The sequence below is a fragment of the Thermoproteota archaeon genome, assembly GCA_003352285.1.
Classification (GTDB): Archaea; Thermoproteota; Nitrososphaeria; order Nitrososphaerales; family Nitrosopumilaceae; genus PXYB01.
On sequence record QQVN01000002.1, the window covers coordinates 100,761 to 115,566 of the forward strand.

Annotated in this window: 19 protein-coding genes and 1 tRNA gene; 10 read left to right on the top strand and 10 right to left on the bottom strand. The window is 34.9% G+C overall.

What is annotated here, in order from left to right:
- The first annotated feature begins 24 nt into the window (after positions 1 to 24).
- Entirely contained in the window at positions 25 to 519 is a 495-nt protein-coding gene (locus DWQ18_00625; protein RDJ34481.1) for a hypothetical protein, read from the top strand.
- On the opposite strand, the gene DWQ18_00630 is transcribed toward DWQ18_00625, so the two are convergent.
- From DWQ18_00630 to DWQ18_00640, 3 genes are all read right to left on the bottom strand, one after another.
- Positions 512 to 697, bottom strand: a complete 186-nt coding sequence (locus DWQ18_00630; GenBank protein ID RDJ34482.1) for a hypothetical protein — start codon at positions 695 to 697, stop codon at positions 512 to 514. The two genes, DWQ18_00625 and DWQ18_00630, sit on opposite strands and share 8 nt — an antisense overlap.
- A gap of 195 nt (positions 698 to 892) precedes the next feature.
- On the bottom strand, positions 893 to 1,795 hold the full coding sequence (locus DWQ18_00635) for a hypothetical protein (protein ID RDJ34483.1): 903 nt from the start codon (positions 1,793 to 1,795) through the stop codon (positions 893 to 895).
- 8 nt (positions 1,796 to 1,803) lie between these two features.
- The gene (locus tag DWQ18_00640; GenBank protein RDJ34484.1) at positions 1,804 to 2,280 is read right to left on the bottom strand and encodes a peptidylprolyl isomerase; all 477 of its coding nucleotides are present in this window, start codon (positions 2,278 to 2,280) and stop codon (positions 1,804 to 1,806) included.
- 275 nt (positions 2,281 to 2,555) lie between these two features.
- Between DWQ18_00640 and DWQ18_00645 the strand changes: the two genes are divergently transcribed.
- Both DWQ18_00645 and DWQ18_00650 read left to right on the top strand, forming a co-directional pair.
- The gene (locus DWQ18_00645) at positions 2,556 to 2,786 is read left to right on the top strand and encodes a hypothetical protein (GenBank protein RDJ34485.1); all 231 of its coding nucleotides are present in this window, start codon (positions 2,556 to 2,558) and stop codon (positions 2,784 to 2,786) included.
- A gap of 82 nt (positions 2,787 to 2,868) precedes the next feature.
- Entirely contained in the window at positions 2,869 to 3,354 is a 486-nt protein-coding gene (locus tag DWQ18_00650) for a hypothetical protein (GenBank protein ID RDJ34486.1), read from the top strand.
- Positions 3,355 to 3,490: 136 nt separating this feature from the next.
- Here DWQ18_00650 and DWQ18_00655 read toward each other — a convergent pair whose 3' ends face one another.
- Positions 3,491 to 4,027 carry an NAD(P)H-dependent oxidoreductase gene (locus DWQ18_00655; protein RDJ34487.1) on the bottom strand — a complete coding sequence of 179 codons (537 nt, stop codon included), beginning with the start codon at positions 4,025 to 4,027 and terminating at the stop codon, positions 3,491 to 3,493.
- Positions 4,028 to 4,185: 158 nt separating this feature from the next.
- Positions 4,186 to 4,896 (bottom strand): 5,6-dimethylbenzimidazole synthase, encoded by a 711-nt coding sequence (bluB, locus tag DWQ18_00660; GenBank protein RDJ34488.1) that lies wholly within the window; start codon positions 4,894 to 4,896, stop codon positions 4,186 to 4,188.
- A gap of 68 nt (positions 4,897 to 4,964) precedes the next feature.
- On the opposite strand from bluB, the gene DWQ18_00665 reads away from it, so the two are divergent.
- Positions 4,965 to 5,038 (top strand) — tRNA-Val (locus DWQ18_00665).
- 13 nt (positions 5,039 to 5,051) lie between these two features.
- On the opposite strand, the gene DWQ18_00670 is transcribed toward DWQ18_00665, so the two are convergent.
- Positions 5,052 to 5,525: a hypothetical protein gene (locus DWQ18_00670; GenBank protein RDJ34489.1), complete on the bottom strand. Its 474-nt coding sequence runs from the start codon at positions 5,523 to 5,525 to the stop codon at positions 5,052 to 5,054.
- A 98-nt stretch (positions 5,526 to 5,623) separates the two neighbouring features.
- Between DWQ18_00670 and DWQ18_00675 the strand changes: the two genes are divergently transcribed.
- Positions 5,624 to 6,124 carry a copper-binding protein gene (locus tag DWQ18_00675; protein RDJ34490.1) on the top strand — a complete coding sequence of 167 codons (501 nt, stop codon included), beginning with the start codon at positions 5,624 to 5,626 and terminating at the stop codon, positions 6,122 to 6,124.
- On the opposite strand, the gene rtcA is transcribed toward DWQ18_00675, so the two are convergent.
- The gene (gene rtcA / locus DWQ18_00680; GenBank protein ID RDJ34491.1) at positions 6,107 to 7,132 is read right to left on the bottom strand and encodes an RNA 3'-phosphate cyclase; all 1,026 of its coding nucleotides are present in this window, start codon (positions 7,130 to 7,132) and stop codon (positions 6,107 to 6,109) included. The two genes, DWQ18_00675 and rtcA, sit on opposite strands and share 18 nt — an antisense overlap.
- A 57-nt stretch (positions 7,133 to 7,189) precedes the next feature.
- Here rtcA and DWQ18_00685 point away from each other — a divergent pair, with 57 nt between their 5' ends.
- Genes DWQ18_00685 through DWQ18_00695 form a run of 3 tightly spaced genes read left to right on the top strand, consistent with a single transcriptional unit; the run spans position 7,190 to position 9,670 of the window.
- The gene (locus tag DWQ18_00685) at positions 7,190 to 7,684 is read left to right on the top strand and encodes a nicotinamide-nucleotide adenylyltransferase (GenBank protein RDJ34492.1); all 495 of its coding nucleotides are present in this window, start codon (positions 7,190 to 7,192) and stop codon (positions 7,682 to 7,684) included.
- Between the two features lie 40 nt (positions 7,685 to 7,724).
- A complete protein-coding gene (locus DWQ18_00690) occupies positions 7,725 to 8,870 on the top strand; it encodes an alanine--glyoxylate aminotransferase family protein (protein ID RDJ34493.1) in 1,146 nt (381 codons plus the stop codon).
- 44 nt (positions 8,871 to 8,914) lie between these two features.
- Positions 8,915 to 9,670 carry a peptidylprolyl isomerase gene (locus DWQ18_00695; protein ID RDJ34494.1) on the top strand — a complete coding sequence of 252 codons (756 nt, stop codon included), beginning with the start codon at positions 8,915 to 8,917 and terminating at the stop codon, positions 9,668 to 9,670.
- Here DWQ18_00695 and DWQ18_00700 read toward each other — a convergent pair.
- Positions 9,667 to 10,731 (bottom strand): iron-containing alcohol dehydrogenase, encoded by a 1,065-nt coding sequence (locus DWQ18_00700; GenBank protein RDJ34495.1) that lies wholly within the window; start codon positions 10,729 to 10,731, stop codon positions 9,667 to 9,669. The genes DWQ18_00695 and DWQ18_00700 overlap by 4 nt on opposite strands.
- 74 nt (positions 10,732 to 10,805) lie before the next feature.
- Here DWQ18_00700 and psmB point away from each other — a divergent pair, with 74 nt between their 5' ends.
- Together psmB and DWQ18_00710 are read left to right on the top strand one after the other, a co-directional pair.
- On the top strand, positions 10,806 to 11,438 hold the full coding sequence (gene psmB, locus DWQ18_00705) for a proteasome endopeptidase complex, archaeal, beta subunit (GenBank protein ID RDJ34496.1): 633 nt from the start codon (positions 10,806 to 10,808) through the stop codon (positions 11,436 to 11,438).
- Positions 11,439 to 11,445: 7 nt separating this feature from the next.
- Positions 11,446 to 13,383, top strand: a complete 1,938-nt coding sequence (locus DWQ18_00710) for a beta-CASP ribonuclease aCPSF1 (GenBank protein RDJ34497.1) — start codon at positions 11,446 to 11,448, stop codon at positions 13,381 to 13,383.
- On the opposite strand, the gene DWQ18_00715 is transcribed toward DWQ18_00710, so the two are convergent.
- Together DWQ18_00715 and DWQ18_00720 are read right to left on the bottom strand one after the other, a co-directional pair.
- Entirely contained in the window at positions 13,375 to 13,653 is a 279-nt protein-coding gene (locus DWQ18_00715; GenBank protein ID RDJ34498.1) for a DUF552 domain-containing protein, read from the bottom strand. The genes DWQ18_00710 and DWQ18_00715 overlap by 9 nt on opposite strands.
- A gap of 73 nt (positions 13,654 to 13,726) precedes the next feature.
- Entirely contained in the window at positions 13,727 to 14,737 is a 1,011-nt protein-coding gene (locus tag DWQ18_00720; GenBank protein RDJ34499.1) for a tRNA (5-methylaminomethyl-2-thiouridylate)-methyltransferase, read from the bottom strand.
- Between the last annotated feature and the right edge of the window lie 69 nt (positions 14,738 to 14,806).

Genomic DNA, 14,806 nt, shown 5'->3' on the forward strand with positions numbered 1-14,806 from the left:
TCAAAATCAACCAAGATATTCTAGTTGGCAAAAATTAGAGTAAAATTTGGACATAATGAAATTGAGATAGACTCTAGAGATTTTTACGTTGATAATCAGACTATTGGTGAAGTAATTGATAAAGTAACTAAGCATATGCAAGAGAACAAAGCTAGAATTATTTTTGATGATCGTTCTCTTGAACAACTAGAAAAAATGACTGATGTTTACAAAGAAAATCTTGAAACTTTAAACGGTTTGGAAGATGCAGAAACGCACGAACCAGAGTTTTCAGAACCTATACCAATTTCTCAAAATGAAATTAGAGAAAAACTTGAGACTTTAGCTTCAAAATCATTCTTTGATACTCCTAGAACTGTCTCTGAAACTGTAGAGGAATTGCGAGAATATGGATGGAGTGCTAGTCTTTTGGATGTATCAAAAACTCTTGCAAAAATGGCATTTAATAGAGAAATTCTAAAAAACTCTAGGGATCACAGAAGCTATTATTTTGTAAAAGAAGCATTACTAGCTAACTAGTTTTGTAGCTGCAAATATCACACGAATCAAAAGTATCTCCTTCTAGATGGTCAAAATGCGTATTGCATTCTCCACAGGTGTGATGCATATCAAAATACCCGTCATCTTCTGTTTTCCCCACCTGCTTCGTTTCTAACTTTGTACTCCCACATTTTATACAATGACACCCACATTCCATTTATCAAAAAATGATTAACAATCTATTATAGTTGTATTGAATATTTTTTCTAGATGGACAAAAAGCGAAAGATTCCAATAGAGATTGATGATCATTTCAGGCTTTTTGGAAAAGAGCCATGGGAAGTAGAATATGGTGAAAAATGCCCCGTCTGTAATGTCAGAATTGATGAATATGGTTTTTGTTCATGTGGTTCTAGCGGTGAATGATCTTTGCTCTATACTGAAGTCCAACCACCATTACTATTCCTAATACTAGAGGTATCAACAAAGAGAATTCAGGAACTACTGAGGTTCCAATAATTTGAACAGTTCCAGTTGCTTTTGGTTTCACACTTATCCATACATGAGATTCTGTTTTTAGAAATTCATGTTTTAGGATTTTTTGGTCATCAAGAAAAACCGTATATGGGTTCCATAATAATTCTAAAGGAATAATCAAAGTTACCAATTGATTCTCTTTTTTTAGATCAAAACTAATGCTTTTTGATGGTTGATCAAAAACTAGTTTTACGTCCTCAACACTTCTAATTCCAACATCAAATTCTTTTCCTTCCCAAACAATCTTCTGCATCTTTGTTTCTTCATTTGGAACATATTCTATTAGTACTTCACATCCATGACATCCTATCTTGTGAATATCTTGTAATAAAACGGGATTTGCATTTACAAAAACTAGATCAACTTCATCTGGAAAATGAAAAACTGATCTTTCTGTATCCGCATAAATATATTGCCATGACCATAACCCATTCTTCTCTTTTAATACCTCAGAGAGATCATATTCGATCAGGATTCCTGTTTTGCTAGGAAAAATTGACAAAACAATATTTTGTTCACCCTCTGAAATTCCGTGCTCCTTTTTTTCTCCTTCTAGATCTGTTACTTTGAGATTGGTAATCTCTCCATCAATGGTAGTAAGTGATGTAGGTCTGCTGTTTGGATATAATTCATGAACTACGTGCACTTTTCCATCCGCTCCAATGGTAATATCCAATGATTTTTGATATGCTTTTTCACCTATTCCTAACTGTGAAAATGATTGAGGTATAACTGAGATAATCATAATAAAAACAAAAACAGCAAGTAATTTTTTCAAGTTAATCCTTACTCGATTTTTACACTATTCATCTTTGCTTCTTGTAATGGACAATCATTATTGTCCCTTTGTAGATTTACAATTTTGTCGGCTACTTCCATTCCTTCGGTTACTTCCCCAAATACAGTGTACTGACCATCTAGGAAGGTACTATCTGTAGTAACAATGAAGAATTGTGAGCCTGCACTATCGGGATCCATTGCTCTAGCCATTGAAACAATGCCTCTCCTATGTGATCTTGAATTAAACTCCGCCTTTACAGTATAACCTGGTCCACCCATGCCCCACTGACTCTTATCTGATTTTTTTGTATTAGGGTCTCCCCCTTGAATCATAAAGCCAGGAATAACCCTATGAAATAGTGTACCGTTGTAAAAACCAGAATTAGCTAGTTTTTGAAAATTTCTAACGGTTTCAGGTGCGATATCAGGCAATAAACGAAAACTAATAGTTCCAAAATTTGTATCAATTATGACATTCGTCATTTCTGAATTTCAACAGTATTATCATAAGAGTCTTTTGTATAATTTATTCAAAAATGTCTAGTTTACACTAAACCATATACTTGTACCCCAAAGTAACTCCAATTGGGCTTTAACTTTTTTGGTTAGTATGTAATTCTTAGAAAGTTTTTGCGACTTTGATAGAAATTATTAATTTTCAAAAATTTACAAGCCGATTGATTTTCTAAACTTTGAATTGTATGAAGTATCAAATGGAAAGTAATAGTCTTATATAGAACAACTAAAATTTAGATTTCGTGAATCGTACAAATCAGAGCACAGTTATCAAAGAAGCAATCAACTCTTATCTTGATAAAGGTCTTACAGACAAACAAGACATCTATACAAAAGTGGTAGATGAATTAGGTGTTCCAAGACCAACTGTACGTAGAGTTGCAAGAGATCTTAGAAACGAGTTGTTAGAGAAAATTAAAATTTTACAGTCTGAAGTTCAAAAACCGACTCTCATCGAAGAAGAGACTTCTTAGCCTCTCTTTTCTTTTTAATTATTAATATCAGTTTACGGTATCGACATTACTAATATAAGCAACCAACTTTTTGATCTAAAATATGGGTTATTTACGTAACCATTTGGCTACCGTTGTCTGTGGTACTTTTGCTGCAGTATTGACAGGATTATGGCCAATTTTTATCGACTTTGCACCACTACTAAATTTCATCTTTATTATGGCAGTACCAATCACTTGGTTTCTAACCTTCACATGTTGGATTGCCCAAAAAAGTACTGATTTTATGAAAAACTATCATGGTGGAGAATCTCATCATGAAAAAAAAAGCTTGAGTAATACACAAGCAACCGTTCAAGTCTATAAATCAGATGGGAAAGTAGCAAGTCCTAGTCAGATAAATGAAGCAAGATTAGAACTAGGCGATGATTTAGAAAAGTTACGAGATACTGTCAAAATCAAAGATTCTGAGATTGAACGCCTAAAACAAGAGATTGCAAACCTAGAGACACTCGTTCAAATTGAATCTCTAAAGACCGAATTAGCAAATCTTAAGGCATTAGCTTCTGAACGAAAATCAAAAAGATAACTGAATTATTTTTTGCAGTGTTCACACTGAACTATCTCATGCTTATCCTTACATCCAGGACAGCTCACAGCCCCTCCAAAATGACATTTACATTCACATGAGTGGTTAGTATCTTCTTTAGTGTAATTATCCATCTCTAATCCTTTCTTACAATGACTTTATTTGCCAAAACAAGCGTTTCATCAACTAACTCTTTTAATCTTGTTTCATTTACTGAGTCAATAACCTTGTTTTCACCAAACATATCTGCAGTCATATACACTGCTTTTGGATTAGTTATCACTCGAAAATAAGACATTAACTGAGTTAACATTGTCTGAACATCTGTAAAACCAATATTTCCCGATGCTAAAATTGCTAAACCGGCTACTTTTCCTGCAGTTGATCTATAATTGATAAATTCAAATAGATTTTTCAACGCTGCACTGAAAAACGAATTATAAATTGGTGAACCAATTATCCAAACATCTGCTTCAGTAATGTCTTTTGCAGCTTGTTTTGTTGTTTCATTATATTCTACATCGGGACCTCTGTAGTAATCGATTTTTCCTTCTGATAGATTGATGAATTTAACATCGTGATTTTTTGTTTTTACATAATCAAAAACAAATTTCATCATCACTTGTGTAACTGCATTTTTTCTAGGACTACCAGAAATTACAACAATTTTCATAATGACTCTGATTTTGAATTATATTTAAATTAAAATTAAAGCGGGCTCGGAGGGCTTCGATCCCTCGACCTGTAACTTAGGAGGCTACCGCGCTATCCATGTTTCGCGTCATTAAGACTCTGCGCCACAAGCCCAGCAAAAAAAATGTACTTAATTATTTAAGCGTAATCAAGATTTGCTTTGATTAATCTTTCAATTTTATTCCAATCAGAATTTTCTTTTCCTTCCCATTTCTCATAAAATACTACATCTTTTAGATCCAATCGTGGCAACCATCCTGCAGTCTCAAGATCTGGTTTAGAAGAGAACTCTTCTACATAACCTAAACAAAGGTAAGCTACTGGAATTACATGTTCAGGAAGATCTAATGCCTCTTTTAGTACCTCATTAGAAAGAATACTTACCCATCCTAAACCAACACCCTCTGTTCTAGCGGCTAACCACAAATTTTGAACTGCACAACACACGCTGTATATCCCAGTCTCTGGAATACTGGAACGACCAATTACAAATGGACCAAATCTAGATGGATCATAGGTGACACAAATGTTTACAGGAGATTCTATAATTCCCTCAAGCTTTAATGAAAGATATTTTGAGCGCTTTGGATCATCAATTAACTGAGATGTCTTTTCTCTTTCCTCATCAAATGACTGTTTAATCTTCTTTTTAGTCTGATCATCTTTAATCAAAATAAAATTCCAAGGCTGTGAAAATCCTACCGATGGCGCATGATGAGCAGCATTCAAAACTCTTGTTAGAATTTGTTCATCAATAGCTTTTGAAGTAAATCGGGAACGAACATCTCTTCTTGAAAAGATCGCCTTGTAGAGACCATCCTTTTCTTCATTAGAAAATTCATCGTTCATCTATTAGGATACTAATTCTTCCTTTTGTTAAACGTTAATAATGTCTGCAGGGAGCTTTCTAGTTTAGTGGGCCGGTAGTCTAGCTGGTTAGGATACCGCCTCGACACGGCGGTGATCGTGAGTTCGAATCTCTCTCGGCCCATTTTTTAAAATTTCTAGTTTGACTTGAACTCTTTCTCAATAAGACTCCAAGCCGATTCTACAACAACTATCCCACTTGCACTAAAATCTAATTCTTCACCATTAACTATGGCATTGTATTGTTGTGCATTTTGATCAGTCAATGTAAGGTAGAACATATTCTTTAACGGAATCTCTGCACCGGGATAGAACGCTGCTCGTCCAGGCATTGCAATATCTTCCGTTGAATACTGTCCTGCTCCAATTAGAACATCATCAGCGTATAGATCGTAACTGATACTTGGAATGGTAAACGTCTTTTCACTTGGATTCTTTACTAGAAACATAACCTCTAATGAAACCCGATTCTCAATATTATTTACATCAATCACTTGTACATCAAACAAATCGATTTCTATCTTGTCTAATTCTGGATTATCAAGACTTGCATAAAACACAAAACCACCCATCATTGCAAGTAATCCAGCAATGGCTGCATAGACAGTCATCTTACTTTGTAGTCCCAAGTTATTTTATCCAATTTTGGACAACTAAAAAACGTTATCAAAAACCAAATACCTAAAATGTATTTGATGGTATCTACGATATGCCTCTTGAACAAACAATTATCACTTGGATACACCTTGTATCTGCTGCAATCTGGGTAGGAGGCTCTCTTTTCATTGGCGTAGTGTTAGCACCAGTATTAAAAAAATCATCAATGTCACTTGAAGAGAGATTACAAATGATGATTACTGTTGGAAGGAGATTCAATCGAATTGCAGTTCCGTCATTAATTTTGTTAATTGCTACTGGAATATACACATCTCAAAATTTTCTCACGGAAAATTCGTACCAATTATTATTTTCAACTAGTTATGGAAATTTCCTACTAATCAAAATTTTTTTGGTTGTTCTACTTTTAGTAACATTTGCAATTCATGTTAGAATTATTCGAAAAGACGTGGAAGAAAAAATTTTATCAAAAAAACTATCTCCTCAACAAATTCAATCATTAAGAAAAAAAATTATCATTTTAGGTGAAATAACAGTCGTAATTTCAGTTGCAATATTATTTTTTGCAGCATTATTAGATTCTGGAGCATGAAATACCCTCAATTCTTATCTCAAACCCTCCATCGATTCTTCCAATTCCATATTTACAACCTGTAATCTTTGATGTAACATACAGATTTGTCTCCAAATGCTTTGTGATGGTATTTATCCTAAATACTGAAATGCCATCTGCCAACGCTGCAGGGATAACTATCATATCTGCAAGGTGGGAATCTACTCCTAGATTACATTCAATAAAGTTTTGAGCAATATCTGAAAATCTGAAATTTTTTACATTAAGTAATTCATCTATTCCAATTATTGATTTTGAATCTTTACTAGAGATCAAAATACTTGCCCCTTTGTCAAGTGCATCTTCATTTCTTATCTTTAATTGAGTAACAAAATTTGCTTTTTCCAAATTTCTAGAAATTTTGTTTACTTCAGTTTCAATAATACTGCTAGGAATTTTGGAGTAAGTACAATGTATGTCTGCTTCCTTAATTTCTCTTTTTGTAAATGATACAGTACTTAATTTATTTGCAGGTAAAACATTTAGTCTTACAATTCCATTTCCTTTAGGATAATACCCTCTCTGTTCTACATCCAAAGAAAAAGATATTCCAAATCTTCTATAAGCTTCTTGTAAAACAATTTTTGTGTAGTCTATTGTTGGACTCCAAGATACGTCAGTTCCTCCTTTAATGTTTAATTCAAGATTTTTTCTTGATATAGAAACTACAGGTATCAGTACTTGTGCAATTAATGATATACTTCCTGCAGTACCAACATTTTCAATAATTTTCTGGTCCTGAATTAGACCCGGGACAAATTTTATACAAGTTGAACCAATTTCCAATCCATGTACTTCTGCATTACAAATTTTTGCTAATATTCTAATTGAAGTCAAATGTTGTGCGCTCAATCCTGGAGTTTTTCGTTTTGCTCTAATATTGTTAATCTGAATCGGTTTCTGTGTTATACATGATAATGATATTGAACTACGAAGTATCTGTCCTCCACCTTCACCATACGAACCATCTATCTCAAAAAAATCCATACTTTACGATATTATCAATAATGATAGTTTTTTAAACAATTCACCTCAAATGCAATCGTGAATGGATTACTAATTGGAAGATTCCAACCATTTCATTTAGGTCATCTTGAGGCAATAAAATTTGCATTATCAAAAGTTGATAAATTATGGTTAGGTATTGGAAGCTCTAACAAACCTATTGGAAAAGAAAACCCCTTTCTTGCAGATGAGAGACGCAAGATGATTGAACATTCCATCGATAAAAATTTTTTATCAAAAATTCAGATCTTTGACATTCCTGATTTTGATAATCATCAAAAATGGATGGAAAATATTGAAAAAACCGTTCCTCACTTTGATATTGTATTTTCTAATGACGAAATGACAAGAAAGATGTATCATAGGCACGAAATTATAACTTCTGAAATTCCTTTCATTAAGAGAGAAAAATTTAGTGGTACAAAAATTAGGGAAAAAATCAAAACCAATCAAAACTGGAAAGATTTAGTTCCTTCTGGAACACAAAAAATCCTTGATGAAATAAAGGTAAAAGATCGGCTCTCTAGTCTTTAATTATAAATAATCCCCGTAAAGATTGCTTACAGGGAATTATTTGGAATATCTTGTAATGTTACCAGGACCAACAAACGTGCCAGAAAGAGTGACACGTGCTATGTATACTTACATGATTAACCATCGTAGTGATGATTTTGTTAAATTGTATGAGCCATGTGTTGAAAAGACAAAAAAAGTTTTTGAGACAAATGGTGAAGCAGTCTGTTTATCTGCTTCGGGAACTGGTGCAGTAGAAGCAAGTGTTGTTAATCTAATCAAAAAGGGCGATAAGGTAATCATTCCAGTGAATGGTGAATTTAGTGGTAGATTGTCTCAAATGTTATCATGGGCAGGAGCTGAAGTTATCAAGCTTGAATCTCCACCTGGTGAGAATGCTAGCTTTGATAAAGTAAAAGAGGCGTTTGATAATAATAAAGACGTAAAGGCATTCTATTGTGTTTGGAACGAAACATCTACTGGTACTATGCTCAATTATCTTGATAAAGTAAAAGATCTTACCTCAAGAAACGATTCGTACTATGTGGTTGATGGAGTATCAATCGTAGGTGGCGAAGAATTCCACATGGATAAGTGGGGTGTAGACATAGCAATGACTGGAGCACAAAAAGCATTTGCTGCTCCTCCGGGAATTTCTCCAATCTGTGTCAATGAAAGAACCAAAAAATACATGAATGCTAATCCACCAAATACAATGTACTTCAATTTACCTAGATATTTCAAATATTATGAAGAAGCAAAACATACTCCATTTACTCCAGCTTTACCTTTACTGTATGCATACAATGAAGCAATGGACATAATTTTAGAAGAAGGAATGGATGCACGAGTTAAACGTCACAGAACATGTTCACAAGCATTGTATTCAGGTCTTAATGCGATTGGTTTAACTCCATTTGCAAAAGAAGATGCTCGCTCTACTGTTGTGATTGCATTAAATTATCTTGATGGATTAGAAGACAAAACATTCAGAAACACATTAGCAAATAAATTCAGAGTTTTAGTCGCTGGCGGATTTGGAAATTTGAAAGGCAAAGTTTTCAGAGTTGGATGCATGGGAGAAGTAAATCGATATCATGTAATGAGAACTATCTCATCAATATCTTCTGCATTAGCAATGATGGGATATGAGACTGATACTCAAGCAGGACTCAAAGCTGCTGAAGAAAAATTAAAGTCACTCTAAAAATTCATGTTAACTTAATATAAGGAATTTCGAGATCGATCTCATTGACTTTCAGTAAGGGTTCACTAATCTTAGTTGATTATTCAGCTAAAGTGAAAGATTCTCAGGATGTTTTTGAAACAACAATCGAAGAAGAAGCAAAGAAGCATTCAATTCATGAACCAAATGTCAAGTATCAACCAAAGTTGGTTTCTGTAGGAGAATCATGGGTTCTAAAAGGATTAGATGAAGCACTTGCAAATACAAAAGTTGGAGATAAATTAACAGTAGAAGTTCCACCCGAAAAAGGATTTGGTGCAAGAGATTCTGGAAAAGTTAGAATGATTCCATTAAGAAAATTAGGTGAAGATGCAGACAAAGTATCAGTTGGTGATTCAATTGAAATTGATGATAAACGAGGAATCATTAGGTTCATTGGTTCTGGAAGAGTCCAAGTTGATTACAATCATAGATATGCTGGAAAAACAATCCTTTATGATGTTAATGTTGTAAAATCACTTGATACTGATGAAGATAAAATTTCAGGTATACTAAAACGACATATGCCCGTTGAAGATTCAAAACTTTCCTTTAAGAAAAACGCTAACGTGTTAGATATAACAATTCCAGAAGAAATTTTTCGAGCCGATGGCCTTCAAATTATGAAACATTTCATCCAAGTGGATTTGTTCAAATTCATACCTAATCTTGAGAAAATTAACTACGTTGAAACACATGTAAACAAACAATCTAAAAAACAAGATAAAAAAGAATCAAACACAGAAAAACAGGAAAAACCTGTCAGTCCAAAAACAAATTAAATTACGTTAGTACTTTTTGCTAGCGAGATAGCCTTCTTTTTAGTCATTGATTTCTCTTTTAGAATTGTATATCGCTCAGGTCTTAGATCTTGTGCTATGACTATTGCTTCTGCAAGGACATCCTCATCTAACCCTATTTGCTTTGCTGTTGTAGGTGCTCCTACATTCTTTAGAGTCTGTGCAATGTTTTTCCAATCCTGTCCTTGCAGTTTTGCCATCATAATTGAACCAATTCCACATTTTTCTCCATGCAGCCCTACTCCTGGTGCTAGTTTGTCTAATGCATGAGAAAACAAATGCTCAGCTCCTGAACATGGCCTACTACTTCCTGCAATACATGATGCAACTCCTGCACTGATCAAGGCTTCAACGATGACCCTTACATCAACACCACTTTTTGCAAATGTTGAGGAGTTCTCAATTACGATATTTGCACTCATTAATGCTAAATCAGCTGCATATCTTCCGTAATACTCCCCTGTTTTATCACGTCCTAATTTCCAATCTTTTACAGCAATGATATTTGCAATAAGGTCTCCACACCCACTTGCTAAAAGTCGCTTAGGGGCGCTTTTGATGATATCAATGTCTACAAATACCCCTAAAGGAGCTGTTGCCACAATTGAATGGGGCTTATCTCCTTTAATTGAGACAAATGGACTTGCAATACCATCATGTGATGCAGCAGTAGGAACGCTCACAAATGGTTTTTTGAGATTAAAACCCACCATCTTTGCTGCATCAACAGCTCTGCCTCCGCCAATTCCTACTATTAGACTACTTTTATCCTGCCTAACCTCCTTTTCTAGGATTTTTAGATTTGAAATTTCATTACTACTTGCAACATGCCATGCATAACGAATCTTTGCAGATTCCAATGATCGCTCAATTTTTTTTTGTACTACTTTTCTGACATTTGAGCCTGAAATCAAAGAAACCTTCCTTGGCTTATCTAATCCTTTAAAGAAATTACCAATATCCTTGATGTTTCCTTCGCCTACAACAATCTGTCTGGGCAGTTCCATAGTATGGGAAGGCATGGAATCTTGATTTTTTGTCATTATTTATCATTTGAGGAACAAAAAGTTATTTAAAAGGGTGAGATGCCTTTTAGAGTATCTCTTAGGTGTATTTTTTGTCAAACAACGTTGAAGAAAAAATTCTGCATGGAACGACCACAGTAGGTATTCAAGCAAAAGATGGTGTAGTTCTCTGTGCCGATATGAGGGCCAGTGCTGGATATTTCATAGCCAACAATAATACCATGAAGATTCAAAAACTCGACGATCATGCAGGACTCACACTAGCAGGAGGAGTTGCAGATGCACAAAATATTACCGATATACTCCGATATCACGCTAGTTTACATAGAATTCAAAAACAAGAACCCATTCCAATAAAATCCCTTACAAGGTTAACCTCTTTAATTTTCCACCAAAATCGTGGATATCCTTTCATCGCTGATATCTTAGTTGGTGGTTATGATAATAATGGACCAGCTTTGTTTAACATAGATATGTTTGGCTCCACTGAAAAGAAACTGTATGTCACAACTGGTAGTGGCTCACCTGTTGCATATGGTTTGTTAGAAGAAGAATATAGAGAAGATCTTACAGTGGAAGAAGCAAAGGTGATAGCTCTACGAGCAGTAAAAGCAGCTATTACAAGAAACATCGGAACAGGCGATGGAATCAATGTTGCCATCATCGATAAAGATGGATTCCGACTTTTAACAAAAGAACAGAAGAAAGCCATCATCACACTTTAGTGATTTAATGCAAAGAAAACAACAACAAAAGGAAGTACTATCAGGCCCAAATATCATGGCTACCATACTGCAAAGTATTCCTAAAGATGCAAATGTTACAAAAATAGAATATGAAGGCCCACGTATTGCATTGTATACAAACACTCCTAGATATTTGATGGAAAATAACGAAATTATCTCAAATCTTGTTAATGTAATCAAAAAAAGAATTGTAGTTAGAACCGATGAATCCATTCGTAAATCAGAAGAAGATGCAAGAAAGATCCTAAATCAAATTGTTCCCAAGGATGCAAAGCTGGAAAATACTTTTTTTGATACAGCCACAGGTGAAGTATCATTAGAAGCAAAAAGACCTTGGCTTTTACAACGTAACGCTCAAGAATTCAACCATGCAGAAGTCACTGAGCAAATTGGATGGAAACTAAGAATTCGTAAAGCTACGACTACCCCTTCAAGTACTATTCAAATGATAAATTACAATCTTAAAATCTCATCAGCAGAACGTGGAAAACAACTAAGACAGATTGGAGATGAAATCTTTAGACCTAGACTTGCCCAAAAATCCGAAGTATCTTTACTCACACTTGGAGGCTTTGGCCAGGTTGGACGTTCCTGCATGCTGCTATCTACAACAGAAAGTAAAATTCTCATAGATTGTGGAATTAACCCTGGAGCTGCTAGTCCTGCAGAATCTTTCCCAAGACTTGATTGGGCAAATATTACACTTGATGAATTAGATGCAATAGTTATAGGTCATGCACACCTTGATCATACTGGATTTTTACCTGCACTTTGTAAATATGGTTACAAAGGACCCATCTATTGCACAGAGCCTACCCTGCCGATGATGAACTTAATTCAATTAGACGCAATTAAGGTAGCTGCTGCTCAAGGAAGAACTCCAATGTATGGTGAAAGAGATGTCAAACAGATTATGAGACAAGCAATAACAATTCCATATGGTACGGTTACCGATATTTCCCCTGACATTAAACTTGTTTTAGCTAATGCAGGTCATATCCTAGGTTCTGCATTATGCCACTTTCATATTGGAAACGGTGATCATAACTTTGTTTATTCTGGAGATATTAAATTTGCAAAAAGTATTCTCTTTGAGGCTGCTAATTGGAATTTCCCTAGAGTAGAAACCCTTTTGGTTGAAAGCACTTATGGAGCCAAAGAAGACATTCAACCTTCAAGGCAAGAAGTAGAGTCTGCATTCATCAATGCAGTTAACAACACACTAGCTGATGGTGGTAAAGTACTCATACCAATTCCGGCAGTTGGCAGAGCACAAGAAATTATGATGGTAATTGATCACTATATGAAATCAGGAGAGATGGTTGAAGCACCAGTCTTTACCGAAGGCATGATATCTGAAGCTTCAGCAATTCATGAAGCATATCCTGAATATCTTGCACGTGAACTAAAACAAAAAATTCTAGAGACCGATGATAATCCATTTGATTCTGAGTACTTTACAAATGTAGAACATGCTGATGCAAGAGAAGAACCGATGCGTGAAGATTCACCATGTATTATTTTAGCAACATCTGGAATGCTAGAGGGCGGACCTGTACTGGAGTACTTTAAGAATATTGCACCAGATAAAAAGAACAAGATACTTTTTGTTTCATACCAAGTTAATGGAACTCTTGGTAGACGTGTATTAGACGGTGCAAGACAGGTTTCATTACTAGGAAAAGAAGGAAAAGTTGAAGTTGTTAACATCAATTGTGGAATGGAAAAATTAGACGGATTTAGTGGACACAGTGATTATAACCAACTAATGTCATTTGTACAAAAAATGAGGCCAAAACTTAGACGGGTTTTGGTTAATCATGGTGAGAGAAGAAAATCTGAAAACCTTGCAATGTCGATTCGTAGAATGTTTAGAGTACCTGCTCATTACCCGCAAATTCAAGAAGCAATAAAATTATTTTAGATCGTATTCAGGCTTCCAGATCTTTACATTAGTTGGAGCAACAATTATTCTCTCTTCGCCTAATCTTGCAATATCTGAACCAGAGTTCTTGGCAATAGAATACAACTCTTCGACCACTTTACGCAGCTGCTCAACATCTTTCTGTGCTAATGGCGTAACACGTAGAATCAAAATCATATTTTTTTTGATGTCCTCTTTTATGGAATGAACATCACTAGGATCTCTGATTGTAATGGCCTTTAGATATGTTGGACTCTCTTGTTTTTGCATCTAGCTGAAAAGAGCGATCTACTCCTTCAAAAACTCTTCTTTGTAGGGATAAATTACAGACACTTTTTCATGCCTAGATTCTATACTTGATGTATGTCTCTTCTTTTGCACATTCTGCAGTAATTTCAGACTCTAGTGTGTTCTGACGAATTTTTACAGTATGAGCTTCACAATCTGATGCATCTGCATATCGAAGAGTTACAGAAGCTGCTAGTTGCTTAAACTCTGAACATGTATCTCCACGTAACAGTGATGTTGGACCAACATGATCTTTTGCCTCAAGTATGATATCTTTTGGAAGCGCCAATGCGCTTATCATGTTGTTTTCATCATGATTTCTACCAACAATTAATTTTGTTTTTTCATCTAATCTAAAATGTCTTCCAATCTTTAACAGATCAATATCATTAGTTGTTGGTGTTTCGACATGATTAAAAAGATCTTTTGCACGTAAACCAAATGAAGGATCTGTTAGCAAACAACCTCCACCAGCATTTGGAGGATTTTCAATTCCAAATTCTTTTGCCATATCTAATTGTGCTCTTCTTGTTCTACCTCTAATCATTCCCAAGTTCTCTCTTTTGATTAAACCACTTTTCTCTGCATCGGTAGGAGGTAGTAATCTTGCTGATAACGGACGTAAAATTTTTCCTTCAAGTCCAGATTCTTTTTCAATTGTTTTTAATGCAGGTCGATGTTGACTCATTGGTCTTTGACCGACCACTTCTCCAGAAATAATAAACTCTGCACCAATCTCCTCCATGTGTTTCTTTGCAGCATCAAACATCATTGCTCTACAATCAATACAAGGATTCATCCCTGCCCCAAAACCATGTTTTGGATGTTTTAGCATCTCGATGTATTCATCACCCAAGTAAACTGTTTTTAAATTCACATTAAGATCATCAGCTCTTTCCCTGATCTCAAAACCACAACCTCTACCACAATCAAAATCACAAAATGGCGTTTTAATGGCCACTGCAGAAACCTCAAATCCTTCTTTTTGCATCATTTTAACAGCTAATTGACTGTCTAATCCACCTGATAACAAAGCAACAACTTTCTTTTTTGGTTCATCTGCCATTTGTTCATAAAATTATTAGCCTGTATACAAACTTTGCATCATACATAAATTATGAAAAAGAAAATTCTC

Excerpts from the sequence above, each read along its gene's own strand:
- DWQ18_00650 (RDJ34486.1), top strand. The coding sequence starts at position 2,869 with ATGGGTTATTTACGTAACCATTTGGCTACCGTTGTCTGTGGTACTTTT.
- DWQ18_00710 (RDJ34497.1), top strand. The coding sequence starts at position 11,446 with ATGCAAAGAAAACAACAACAAAAGGAAGTACTATCAGGCCCAAATATC.
- DWQ18_00715 (RDJ34498.1), bottom strand. The coding sequence starts at position 13,653 with ATGCAAAAACAAGAGAGTCCAACATATCTAAAGGCCATTACAATCAGA.
- DWQ18_00670 (RDJ34489.1), bottom strand. The coding sequence starts at position 5,525 with ATGACTGTCTATGCAGCCATTGCTGGATTACTTGCAATGATGGGTGGT.
- DWQ18_00675 (RDJ34490.1), top strand. The coding sequence starts at position 5,624 with ATGCCTCTTGAACAAACAATTATCACTTGGATACACCTTGTATCTGCT.
- bluB (RDJ34488.1), bottom strand. The coding sequence starts at position 4,896 with ATGAACGATGAATTTTCTAATGAAGAAAAGGATGGTCTCTACAAGGCG.
- rtcA (RDJ34491.1), bottom strand. The coding sequence starts at position 7,132 with ATGGATTTTTTTGAGATAGATGGTTCGTATGGTGAAGGTGGAGGACAG.
- DWQ18_00640 (RDJ34484.1), bottom strand. The coding sequence starts at position 2,280 with ATGACGAATGTCATAATTGATACAAATTTTGGAACTATTAGTTTTCGT.
- DWQ18_00655 (RDJ34487.1), bottom strand. The coding sequence starts at position 4,027 with ATGAAAATTGTTGTAATTTCTGGTAGTCCTAGAAAAAATGCAGTTACA.
- DWQ18_00630 (RDJ34482.1), bottom strand. The coding sequence starts at position 697 with ATGGAATGTGGGTGTCATTGTATAAAATGTGGGAGTACAAAGTTAGAA.
- DWQ18_00720 (RDJ34499.1), bottom strand. The coding sequence starts at position 14,737 with ATGGCAGATGAACCAAAAAAGAAAGTTGTTGCTTTGTTATCAGGTGGA.
- DWQ18_00700 (RDJ34495.1), bottom strand. The coding sequence starts at position 10,731 with ATGACAAAAAATCAAGATTCCATGCCTTCCCATACTATGGAACTGCCC.